The sequence below is a fragment of the Pseudaeromonas sp. HNCC25DJ180 genome (assembly GCF_055413345.1).
Genome location: NZ_JBVAYF010000013.1, coordinates 58784 through 71846, shown reverse-complemented (window position 1 = coordinate 71846; position 13063 = coordinate 58784). Strand labels below are relative to the sequence as shown.

Here is a 13063-nt window from a genome sequence, read left to right as displayed (position 1 = left end):
ATAGGCCCCATGCCATTTAGCATGGGGCCAGGCTCTTACTTCTTGATGCGATAAAGGCGGATTTCGTGTGGTGACAATGTGAGGCCAAGTTTGCCCTGAACTGCGGATTGGCTCTCGGTCGCCCCAAAACCAGGTAGCGGGATCAGGTGCTGTTGCTTACCGCGTAACTGCAGCGTGGTCGAGTGGGGTTGGCTGTCATAGTTCATAACCACCAGTAGCTGTTCGCCCTGATAGCGGCGGGTAAAGGCCAGCAGCTCATTGCTTTGCAACAGGGTGAGATCACCCTGACGCAGGGCCGGGTGCTGTTTACGCGTGGTGATCAGCTGTTGGTAGAAGTGCCACAGGGAATCCGGGCTGGCTTGCTGTCGTTGCACATTGTATTGCACCAGATTGCTGGCCGGGGCACGGAAGGGGGTTGCCGAACTGAAGCCCCCCTTGCTCTCCCAACTCATAGGCGCCCTTAAACCCCAGTCGCCACTGTTGCCGTCACTGTGTCCCATGCCTATCTCTTCACCATAGTAGATAAAGGGTTGACCTGGCAGAGTGAGTTGTGTCGCCACCGCTAGCTTGTAACGTGCCAGATCACCCTGGAAATCGTCGATCAAGCGCTCTCCGGCGTAGGAGTCGTGAGTTCCCAGAACCAATCCCATCTGGGCCAGTGGGTAGTTGGTCAACTTCTGCTGTAGCTCGGTAGTGACTTTCCCTGCTTTAACTGAATCTCTCAGCGCCTCGTTGAAACCAAACGCAAAGGCTGAACCACAGGAATCTTTGCCCGCGGCGGCGGTAGGATCGTTAGGCTCTTCGCAGATCATGAAGCGGCCAGAGTAGTTGTGGGTCACCAACTGCTGCAACTCACGGAGTATGGGCTTGTTTTCTGGCTGAGATTCATATGCGTTCTTACCATTTTCTACCAATTGCCCGACCGCATCGAAGCGGAAGCCGTCGACGCCGAGATTGAGCCAGTAACGCAGGTTGTCATGGTGATAGGCCAGGACCTTGGGGTTTTTCAGGTTGAAGTCGGGCATCTGCTCCCAAAATACACCATAATAAAAGTCACGACTTGGGCGGGCGCGGTGCCAGCTTGAGCTTTGATCCCAGTTGACCCAACCCGGGTCATGATCGCTCCAGAGATACCAGTCGCGTTTGTCGTTGAGCCTGTTTTTGGCGTCTAAAAAGAGCGGGTTTTGGTAGGCACTATGGTTGATCACATAGTCCATGATGACCCCTATGCCGCGGGCATGGGCCGCAGCGAGAAAGGCTTTGAAATCGGCCTCGCTGCCATAGTCTGGTTCTAGTTTGCGATAATCGGTGACGGCATAGCCATGATCATGATCCTGGCTGGCGTTGATGGGCATCAGCCAGATCCCCTGGACACCCAGGCTGGCCAGATAGTCGAGCCGGCTGGTCAGCCCCTTGAAGTCACCTATACCATCGCCATTAGAGTCTTGATACCCCCGCACATAGATCTCCATGAAAACGGCACCCTTGGCCCAGTCTGCAGGTAACGGGCGCGGCAGGGGGGCCACGGCAACCGGGCGCATATCCAGGCTGGTTGAGCTGGCATCGGGTTGTTTTGCGACAGGAGGAGCAGAGGGTGGCTCTTGGCTGGTGCAAGCACAGAGAGCACAGAGCAGCAGGCTCTGTGTGGAGAGACGCAAAGACATGATCAGTCCCGATAGGCTTTAACGATTTAGCCTATCAAACCTGAAAAGCTGCGGGGCAGCAAGGAACCTCATCACACTGCCGTGATTTCGCCGTGGAACGGATTATGGGGCTTACTGACTGGTCGGATAAGTGTGGAAACGGGTGATTGGGCTCAAAGAACTGAGTTTGCCGGACGGTTGCATTGATCTGGCTCGCTGTCTGCTATCCGGCGAAGCAGGCATGATGGTTGCCCCATTTCGGGCTGGTTGGATGCGCTGGCGTTTTTTCTCATCCCGCGTGAGTCTGACGTTAACAGGAATTGAGTATGTATTCTGCATTGGGATTGGCGAGTGACGGACTCTGGCTGGGTCTGTTGGGAGTATTGGTGGGGGTCCTGCTGCTGTTGCTCTGGAGTTGGCGCAAAATGACGCGCCTGGAGCAGGATGGTCGTCATATGCGGGCTTTGTTCGACAGCATTCCCGATCTGACCTGGATCAAGGATACTCAGTCCCGCTTCCTGTTCGTTAACGCTCAGTTTGGTAAGGTCTTTAATCGGGACCCTCAATCCCTGCTGGGTCTGACGGACTTTGACCTCTCCAATGAGGAGCAAGCCAACGGCTATATCGCCGATGATAAACAGGTGATGGTCAGCCAGGCGCTCTTGCGTCGAGAGGAGATCATCACCAGTGCCGATGGCGAGGAGGCTTGGGCCGAAACGATCAAGGTGCCGGTATTCGATAGTCGTGGCAAGGTAGTCGGCAGCGTGGGCATGGCTCGCGACATCTCCGAGCGCAAGCGTGCCGAGCAGATGATGCGTCATCTGGCTCACCATGATTACCTGACCAATTTACCTAATCGTCCCGCCTTTGAAGCGGGGTTCGCCGATATATTGCAGCGCGCCAAGGCCCTGCGTCAGGGCGTGGCGCTCTTCTTCATCGATCTGGATAACTTCAAGAACATCAATGACACCCTGGGCCACAATATAGGCGATGGTCTGCTCAAGCTGGTGGCCGAGCGTCTGCAACAATTTACCGGTCCTTTTGATGCGCTGGGGCGCTTTGGCGGTGACGAGTTTGTGGTGGTGTTGGGGCAGCAAGCTAACCGGCTCTCGGCCATTCGGGCTGGCCAGCAGTTACGCCGTCTGTTTGAACAACCCCTGACCCTGTTTGATGTGGAGTACAACATCAGTTGCAGCATTGGCATGAGCACCTATCCCGAAGATGGGGATGAGTTCGATACCTTGATCCGCAATGCCGACATGGCCATGTACCACGCCAAGAGCCATGGCAAGAGCCAGATTGCCGAGTTCAACGCCCGCATGGGCCAGGAAACCCTCAGGCGCATGTCGATCGAGCAGCGGCTGAAGAATGCCCTCAAACGTGATGAGTTCCGTCTCGACTATCAACCCAAGATGGCGCGTGAAACCCATGAGGTGGTGGGGATGGAAGCGTTGTTGCGCTGGAATAATCCGGAACTGGGTTCGGTTTCTCCGGTCTGTTTTATCCCGGTAGCCGAGCAGTCACGGTTGATCCTGGAGATTGGGGACTGGGTGCTGGAGCAGGCGATGTTGCAGAACCAGAGTTGGCAGCGGCAAGGGTTTCGTATGTTGCCGATTGCGGTAAACCTCTCGGCGATCCAGGTACATCAACACGACTTTGTGCGCCATCTCATCAGCAAAATGGCGCGCTTGGGCTATCCGGGGGCTCGTCTTGAACTGGAGCTTACCGAGAGCCTCATCATGGAGGGGGCCATTCCGGTACGCCACTATTTCGAGGAGCTGCGTGAGCTGGGAGTGAAGATCAGCATAGATGATTTTGGTACCGGTTATTCCAATCTGGGCTACCTGAGCCGTTTTCCTCTCGACACCTTGAAGATAGATCGCAGCTTCATCACCAACATCCATGAGCAAGAGGGCAATCAACAGATCGTCAAGGCCATAGTGCAACTGGCTCGCTCGCTTAATCTCTCCTTGGTGGCCGAAGGGGTGGAACGAGCCGAAGAGCTGGCCTATGTGGAGTCTCTGGGGATCGAGGAGGTTCAGGGCTACTTTTTTGCCAAACCCATGTCGGCAGAACAACTGACCCACTTTCTGGAAGCTTCGCGTGGCGTGGCCTGAGGCTCCGATTATCCCGCCTACGTTTATGCCATCTGATGCATCCTGGCACTGGGGCTTCTTTGCCGCCGCCTTTGCTTCGCGTCCTCTGCTCTGGTTGTTGGAGTATGCCCCGCGCCATGACATTCGTGAGTTGGAGCTGGGCTGTGGTGGCTATCCAGGTTCGCATCATTGTCCCAGTCGCGCTCTGCTCGCCCACCCGCGAGCGCTGTCGCACTGGCGGCAGCAATTCAGGCAAGCCGGGGTGACACCTCGGGTTCTCTCCTGCCACGGTAATCCCCTGCATCCCGATCCTGCTTTGGCGCGCGCCCATACCGCCGCCTTGCGCCGCGCCATCTTGCTGGCCGCGGAATTGGAGATAGAGACGGTGGTGACTTTCTCCGGGGTGGCGGGAGCTCAGGAACCCGGCGGCCATAGTCAGCTCAACTGGCCCGTGCTCTCCTGGCCCTACGAGCAGAGCGATTATTGGCACCGGGTATGGCATGAGCAGCTAATCCCCTATTGGCAGCCGATGACGGCCTTTGCCAAACAACAGGGGGTGCGCATTGCTCTGGAGCTGCATGGGGGCTTTCTCGTCCACTCACCAGGCACCCTGCTGGCACTGCGCCAGGCTTGTGGGCCGACGTTGGGGGCGAATCTGGACCCCAGCCATTTCTGGTGGCAGGGGATGGATCCGGTACGCGCCGTTGCCCTGCTGGGCGAGGCGTTATTTCATGTCCATCTCAAGGATTGGCAAGCGGATGCTCAGCAGCAGGCCATGTGGGGTTTGCTGGATCCACGCGACGAGCGCTTGACCGCTCGTAGTTGGCGTTACTGTTTGCCAGGGCAGGGGCATGATGCCGAATTCTGGCGGGCGTTCTTGCAGGCCTTACAGCAAGTCGGCTACCAGGGGATGTTGAGTCTGGAGCATGAAGATGCCGAATGGCCAGCCGAGTCTTCCATAGCGCCGACTCTGGCGTGGTTACATGCTCTGCTGTAAATCGCCACACGGCTCCTCCGCTAACCTGAAATGGCTACGAGCCAACGGCTCTGTTTTCAATAATCTTGTTTATTTTCAAAACCCTCTATTTATTTCAACGCTTTATTTGGCGTGCCCGTGATGCGCTAACTCTAATATTTTATCAACTCATTCTTATCTGGTTCTGTAACGTTTTCAGACTTTGTGTCTCGGTGAAAAAATTAGCTTTTTCGCTGAAAATTCACTTGAAAATGTGAAGCTGACAAATAAAACAGTAGCCATAACTCCATACGCTAAATTTGAGTTTTCTCTCTGCTGCTGGTGATTAACCAGTCTGAGAGAGGATCATTCGTTCGTCTTAATACCTCGCTAATGACCAATCGCTTTCAACCAGTGAGTCGCCGCCAAACTGGCTATTCACTGGTGGATAACAAAGAGCGTGTGTCTTTAGCAAAAGAGGTTAAGGGGGTCGAGCGTCAACAGCTCAATCTGTGGCGCCTCGATGGGTAGTGATGGGATACAGCGTTGGCAGGGTTGCCAGATGGTCTGGATTGCGGATGGCTGTTTCTTCCCGTGTAATGATAAGGATATGCAATGAATAAATGGCTTTTAACCATGGGATTGGTCGGTGCCGCAGGACAGGCTCTGGCGGCAAGCCCCTCGGTCATTCCCACACCGGCAGCGGGTACCTACTCTGTCGCCCAGAGCATCAAACTGGCCTTGCAAAATAGTGGCAGTGCCAGTTCATCTATCTACTACACCCTGGACAACACCCTACCTAAGCCCAATAACGGTGCCAAGGCCTATAAGGGCGAGCTGATCAAGGCCACCGATGTTAAGGCCTCCGGTACCGACCTCTATTTGCGGACTCTGGTGGTGGACAGCAATGGGACCTGGATCCGCGGTTTGCATCGCTACACCATCCAGTCCAAGGATGTCACCCCTGTGACTGTGACGCCCAGTGTCAAGGTGGGAACCTATAACCAACCCCAATCCATCACCTTGAATATCAAGGATAATCAGGACAGTGCTCCGGTAGTTTATTACACCACGGACAATAGCCTGCCCAACAGCCAGTCGCCGATATATAAGGGCCAGGTGATCAAAGCCAATGACGTGGCGGCGGATGGCGTTGATCTCGCCATACGTACTCTCTCCCGGGATGCCAGCGGCAATACCGGGCGCGGCCTGTTCCGTTATACCATCCAAGTGGCCGATGCTCAGGCACCAGTCGCCACCCCTTCCGTGGCCCCGGGTACCTATAGCAGCAGCCAAACGGTGAAGCTGACTGTCAGCGATAACCTGGATAAGGCAGCCAAACTCTATTACACCCTGGATGGCAGCGAGCCGACCACCGGCTCCACCCTGTATAGCGGTACCACCTTTACCCTGGCCAGCAGCACCACCATCAAGGTGTTGGCTGTGGATGCCACCGGCAACAAGCAGAGTTACAGCTTTGCCTATGTGATCAGCGCGGCCGATACCCAGGCTCCCGTGGTTGCCCCCTCTTTGCCTGCGGGTAGCTATACCGGCACACAGAGTCTGACGCTGAGCGTCACCGATAATAAGGATGCGGCGCCCAAGCTCTATTACACCCTGGATGGCAGCGAACCGACCGCCAACTCCACGGCTTATACCGCAGGCAAGGCGTTAGCGCTGACGGCGGGAACGGCAAGCACGACGATTACGGCCAAGGTATTGGCTCTGGATGTCAGCGGTAACAAGCAGGTGTATAGCTTCGTCTACACCCTGGTGCCGGCATCAACTGATACCTGGTATTTCCGCGGTACCCCGAATAATTGGGGCAAGACCGCCATGATCCAGAATGGTGCTCTATTCTGCCTGACCCAGGCCTTTGGTGCGGTGGCGACCGACCCCCGTTTCAAGATTGACCATAAGGGTGATTGGACCGAGAACTATCCGGCAGCGGATGTGAAGGTGAAAGCCGACACCACCTATAAGGTGTGTATCGATCCGGCCAGCAAGGCGGTGACCAGTACAGAGCAGGGGGTCGATCCAGGCAAGGATGTGACTGCGCCCAGCGTGGCCGCGACCCCAGGTTCCGGGGCCTATACCGACAAGCAAAACATCAAACTGGCTGTTACCGATAACGTCGATACCGCCCCTAAGCTCTATTACACCATCGACGGCAACGAGCCCACCACCAGCTCCGCTCTCTATAAGGGCGAACCTCTGCCTGCCACTGACATCGTCAGTAAGGGCGCTGACCTGACTGTGCGCACCCTGGCCGTAGATGCGGCAGGCAACAAAGCCAGTAATACCTTCACCTATTACATCGGCAACTCCCCATCAGCCAGTAAGGATTTCCGCGAAGAGTCCATCTACTTCCTGATGACCACTCGCTTCTTTGATGGTGATGCCACCAATAACCGCTATGGCCGCGCCGATAAGGAAGCGGGCAATGTGGCGGGTAATGATCCCTCCTGGCGTGGTGACCTGGATGGTCTCATCAAGAAGCTGGATTACATCAAGGCGTTGGGCTTTACCGCCATCTGGATCACGCCTCCCGTGCTTAACCGCAGTGACTACGACTTCCACGGCTACCACGCCTGGGATATGCGTCATATCGACGGCCGGATTGGTGGCGATGAAGCCTTCAAACGCCTGATTGCCGAGATGCATAAGCGCGACATGAAGCTGGTGATGGACGTCGTGCTGAACCACACCTCCCGTTATGGGGAAGTGAATCTGCAGAAGGTGCGCTACTTTGGCGTGCAAGATGCTGAGTGGGGCTGGTACTACGACACCGAAAACAAATCCTTTACCTATGATGGGGTGAGTGTCGAGCCAGGCTCTGGCAAGAACTACTACAACGGCGATCTCTGGACCGCTGAGAAGCCGGCTCAATCCTGGGGTGAAGACCTGCCTAACTGGGGTAAAAAGACCGGCTTTAACAACAAGACGGGCCGTTGGAACTATGCCTATCAATGGCCGGATCTTGCGCTGTTTGATCCTGAACTATTCCACAAGACCTGGTTGAAGAACTGGGAAGATGAAACTGCCCAGAACTCCACCATTCATGAGGATCTACCGGATCTGAACACCGAGAGTCCCAAGGTGCAGCAGTATCTGATCGATACCTATTGCCACTACATCGAAATGGGGGTGGATGCCTTCCGGATTGATACGGTTAAGCACGTCAACCGTCTGATGTTTAACCGTCACTTCGTGCCGGGCTTCAAGGCGTGCGGTGGCCAAGACTTCTACATGTTTGGTGAAGTAGCGACGCGGGTGAATGAGGTGTGGAACAAAGGCGTTTCTCCTCTTTCTACCCCGTTCTACACCTGGGCTGAGCGTCACACCTACAGCTCCGATGATACCAAGGCGGTACACGAAGCCTATGATTGGGAGAATGGTCAGGGGGTGAATAACCAACCGACCTCTGACAACCATGCACTGCGCGGCAATGACTACCATGCGCCGGATTACTCTAATGCCTCTGGACTGTCGGTTATCGACTTCCCCATGCACTGGAACTTCAGCGATGCGGGTTCCGCCATCAACATCGCCAGCCAGGACGCTGTCTACAACGATGCCACTTGGAACGTGGTGTATGTAGATTCGCATGACTATGGTCCAAACACTGACAACCGCTATGCCGGTGGTACCGATGCCTGGGCGGAAAACATGAGCTACATGTGGACCTTCCGTGGCATCCCAACCATCTATTACGGTAGTGAGGTTGAGTTCATGAAGGGGGCGCGCGCCGATATTGGCTCCACTGGCCCATTGAGCACCACGGGTCGGGCCTACTATGGTAACAATATCGAAGGGGATGTGACCGTCAAGGACTTCGGGGTGTGGAGCAATGCCACTGGCACCATGGCATCTACCCTCAACTCACCGCTGGCCAAACACCTGAGTCGTCTGAACCAAATTCGCCGCGCCGTTCCGGCTCTGCAGAAGGGTCAGTACTCTCGTGAGGACATCAGTGGCAATAACTTGGCCTACAAGCGTCGCTTTACTAACGCGGCCAAGAACATCGACAGCTTTGCCTTAATCACCGTCTCTAATGGCGCCACCTTCAACAAGATCCCGAACGGTACCTATACCGATGTGGTCACGGGTGATGTGAAGAGTGTGACCAATGGTAGCCTGGCGGTGTCGGTCAGTGGCAAGGGTAACATGCGCGTCTATGTGCTGAGCCTGCCGGGCAATCCGGCACCAGGCAAGATTGGCGAGGCAGGTCCTTACCTGAAGTAAGTTCAAGCCCGGGCAACTCATTAAGCTCTGCCTGGATATAGGAAATCGTTAATTTAAACCGCAACCTCATGGTTGCGGTTTTTTATTGTCCTTAAATAAAGGTATTATTTTGAATTCAATCGGAGCTGATTTTTAAAAGATAAAATCCCCATTTCATTTGTTATTTTAAGTGGCTGTAAATTGTGTTCATTCTCTGGTTTTTAAACTGGTCATACTTCTTTAATTCTTTATTGTTTTCTAATGCTATGCCCTGCTTTTTATTATGTTTAACTCATCGGGAAATTAATAAAAAATGTGATATTGCCGCATATACAGAGGCAGATAACCGCATAGGCTGATCATGTGCTTTCTCGCTGAATTATCTATTTATTCAGGCTGAGGCAGCTTAATACCTTCGAATTAATACCGGCTGTTTTGCCCATCATGGCATGCAAAATGTCAGATATTTTTGGGCTGGAGTCATGGCCGACTGTTTGAAGGCGCGGTGCAAGCCGGTGACGCAGTACTGTATAGCTTGCTGAGTATGGAATACCCCCGAGACGCAGCGTGTTCGACTCTTGTCTGGATGAGTCGCAAGATGATGGCTGTGCTCTTCCCGTGCAATGATAAGGATATGCAATGAATAAATGGCTTTTAACCATGGGATTGGTCGGTGCCGCAGGACAGGCTCTGGCGGCAAGCCCCTCGGTCACCCCCAGCCCGGCAGCGGGTACCTACTCTGTCGCCCAGAGCATCAAACTGGCCTTGCAAAATAGTGGCAGTGCCAGTTCATCTATCTACTACACCCTGGACAACACCCTACCTAAGCCCAATAACGGTGCCAAGGCCTATAAGGGCGAGCTGATCAAGGCCACCGATGTTAAGGCCTCCGGTACCGACCTCTATTTGCGGACTCTGGTGGTGGACAGCAATGGGACCTGGATCCGCGGTTTGCATCGCTACACCATCCAGTCCAAGGATGTCACCCCTGTGACTGTGACGCCCAGTGTCAAGGTGGGAACCTATAACCAACCCCAATCCATCACCTTGAATATCAAGGATAATCAGGACAGTGCTCCGGTAGTTTATTACACCACGGACAATAGCCTGCCCAACAGCCAGTCGCCGATATATAAGGGCCAGGTGATCAAAGCCAATGACGTGGCGGCGGATGGCGTTGATCTCGCCATTCGTACTCTCTCCCGGGATGCCAGCGGCAATACCGGGCGCGGCCTGTTCCGTTATACCATCCAAGTGGCCGATGCTCAGGCACCAGTCGCCACCCCTTCCGTGGCCCCGGGTACCTATAGCAGCAGCCAAACGGTGAAGCTGACTGTCAGCGATAACCTGGATAAGGCAGCCAAACTCTATTACACCCTGGATGGCAGCGAGCCGACCACCGGCTCCACCCTGTATAGCGGTACCACCTTTACCCTGGCCAGCAGCACCACCATCAAGGTGTTGGCTGTGGATGCCACCGGCAACAAGCAGAGTTACAGCTTTGCCTATGTGATCAGCGCGGCCGATACCCAGGCTCCCGTGGTTGCCCCCTCTTTGCCTGCGGGTAGCTATAGCGGCACACAGAGTCTGACGCTGAGCGTCACCGATAATAAGGATGCGGCGCCCAAGCTCTATTACACCCTGGATGGCAGCGAACCGACCGCCAACGCCACGGCTTATACCGCAGGCAAGGCGTTAGCGCTGACGGCGGGAACGGCAAGCACGACGATTACGGTCAAGGTATTGGCTCTGGATGTCAGCGGTAACAAGCAGGTGTATAGCTTCGTCTACACCCTGGTGCCGGCATCAACTGATACCTGGTATTTCCGCGGTACCCCGAATAATTGGGGCAAGACCGCCATGATCCAGAATGGTGCTCTATTCTGCCTGACCCAGGCCTTTGGTGCGGTGGCGACTGACCCCCGTTTCAAGATTGACCATAAGGGTGATTGGACCGAGAACTATCCGGCAGCGGATGTGAAGGTGAAAGCCGACACCACCTATAAGGTGTGTATCGATCCGGCCAGCAAGGCGGTGACCAGCACGGAGCAGGGGGGTGACCCAGGTAAGGATGTGACACCACCGACGGTTGCAGCGACACCGGCGGCAGGTTCCTATACCGATACTCAGTTTATTGGCCTGAGCATCAGCGATGCGGTCGATAAGTCACCTAAGCTCTACTACACCACGGATGGCAACGAGCCGACCACTGCCTCGACTCTTTATACCAACCAGACTCTGAGTGCGACCGACAAGGTGAAAACCGGTGCCGATCTGACGGTGAAGACCCTGGCGGTGGATGCCTCTGGCAACCAGGTCAAGAACACCTTCACCTACTACATTGGCGATAACGGTGGCAGCACCACCACTGGGGATTTCCGTAGTGAAACCATCTACTTCGTGCTGACCGCCCGCTTCAATGACGGCGATCCCAGCAACAACTACTACAACCGTGACCGTTACAAGGAAGGTGACCCGCAGTGGCGTGGTGACTTCAAGGGCTTGATCGAGCAACTGGATTACATCAAGGATCTGGGCTTTACCGCTATCTGGGTAACGCCTCCGGTAGAAAACCGCTCCGGCCTCGATTTCCACGGCTATCACGCCTATGACTGGTACAAGATAGATCCACGTCTGGAATCCCCAGATGCCACCTATCAGGATCTGATCACCGCAGCGCACAAGAAGGGGCTGAAGATTATCCAGGACGTGGTGATCAACCACTCCAGCCAATATGGTATTCGTGACAAGGTGTGGATCGATCACCTGCCCATCAAGTACTACGTGGAGAAGGGCTCGACTCAGGGCAAGATCAAAAACGGTCCATATTTGGGCAACCTGGGGGATTACAAGTCCGTCAACCGGGATGACAACGACAATGCAGTGGCGCCAGCTTGGTTCCAGGCGTTGCATAACAGTGATCCGGAAGGGGTTGTTCCCTTCACCGATCCCACTACCGGAGCCAAGGTTCCCGATCCAAACGTATCGGCCAATCGCTTCTTCGGTATTGATCCAGGTAAGTTGGATCCACAGTGGTTCCACCTGGATGGTTACATGTCAGGGGGGGACTGGGAAAACACCAAGTCGCTACAGCGTAAGCACATGGCCGGTGATTGCATCGATTTGGCGACTGAGAACCAGAACGTTAAAGAGTACATGAATGGCGCCATTCACAAATATCTGGACATGGGCGTCGATGCCATTCGTCTGGATACCGCCAAGCATATCGAACGTAACGAGCTGCTGACCTACACCCATGACTGGCAGGCTCATAAGCCAGGCCTGTTTATCTTTGGGGAAGTGTTGGTGAAGGGTGCCGGTTTTGGTTCCGAGATCACCAATGACAATGCCTCGGCGGATATTCGCCCCTGGTGGTATACCCGTACCGGTAGCGACAAGGCCAAGCCGAGTGGAGATTCCAAGCTGTCAGTCTTTGACTTCCCGCTCTTCTCTACCTTCCGTGACAACGTCACCAAGGGGTCGTTTGGTGGCATCAAGGGCATACTGGATATGGATTACACCTACGCCGATCCGACCCAGTTGGTGACCTTCTTCCAGAACCATGATGTGGGCCCGGATAACGACTTCAAGTACCGTTACGGTGGTGAGGTGGCCAATGCGGCCATGGCGTATAACCTGTTGTGGACAGTGCGCGGTATCCCGGCACTCTACTATGGTGAGGAGATCATGTTCCAAGCCGGCTTGCCTGAGGATTTGGCCAGCGCTAACGACACCCTGGATCAGACCGGCCGGGCCTACTATGGTCCTAAGCTGGCCGATAAGGCGACGACTCAGGCTCATCCCTTGTATCAACATATCAAGCGTCTGAACCAGATCCGCAAGGCTATTCCGGCCCTGCAGAAAGGGGCGATGCAGAATGTGAACGAGTGGGGGAATGGCATGAGCTTCGCTCGCGACAGTGGCGACAGTTACGTTGTGGTGGGGTTGAGCTCCGGCTCTAGCCAGACCATCACGGTCAAGGGAGTCAAGGCCGGTACCTATAAGGATGCGGTCACAGGCAAGGAGATCAGTGCCAGCGGTGGCAACCTGACCTTTACTGTCAATCCCTACTCAGTCGGTGCCTATGTACTGAACGGTCCAGGCAAGGTGGGAGCCGATGGCCAGTGGCTGAAATAAGCCAATAG

Annotated in this window: 5 protein-coding genes; 4 read left to right on the top strand and 1 reads right to left on the bottom strand. The window is 54.9% G+C overall.

Annotation, left to right across the window (positions count from 1 at the left end; all coding sequences use genetic code 11):
- Positions 1-35: 35 nt before the first annotated feature.
- Complete coding sequence (locus ACZYTD_RS13005) at positions 36-1664, bottom strand: alpha-amylase family glycosyl hydrolase (RefSeq protein ID WP_463892607.1); 1629 nt, start codon at positions 1662-1664, stop codon at positions 36-38.
- A 305-nt stretch (positions 1665-1969) separates the two neighbouring features.
- Here ACZYTD_RS13005 and ACZYTD_RS13000 point away from each other — a divergent pair, with 305 nt between their 5' ends.
- From ACZYTD_RS13000 to ACZYTD_RS12985, 4 genes are all read left to right on the top strand, one after another.
- A complete protein-coding gene (locus tag ACZYTD_RS13000) occupies positions 1970-3760 on the top strand; it encodes a putative bifunctional diguanylate cyclase/phosphodiesterase (protein WP_463892605.1) in 1791 nt (596 codons plus the stop codon).
- Positions 3761-3785: 25 nt separating this feature from the next.
- Positions 3786-4736: a sugar phosphate isomerase/epimerase family protein gene (locus tag ACZYTD_RS12995; protein WP_463892604.1), complete on the top strand. Its 951-nt coding sequence runs from the start codon at positions 3786-3788 to the stop codon at positions 4734-4736.
- 573 nt (positions 4737-5309) lie between these two features.
- A complete protein-coding gene (locus ACZYTD_RS12990; RefSeq protein ID WP_463892603.1) occupies positions 5310-8939 on the top strand; it encodes a chitobiase/beta-hexosaminidase C-terminal domain-containing protein in 3630 nt (1209 codons plus the stop codon).
- 618 nt (positions 8940-9557) lie between these two features.
- Positions 9558-13055 (top strand): chitobiase/beta-hexosaminidase C-terminal domain-containing protein, encoded by a 3498-nt coding sequence (locus ACZYTD_RS12985; protein ID WP_463892602.1) that lies wholly within the window; start codon positions 9558-9560, stop codon positions 13053-13055.
- The last annotated feature ends 8 nt before the right edge of the window (positions 13056-13063 follow it).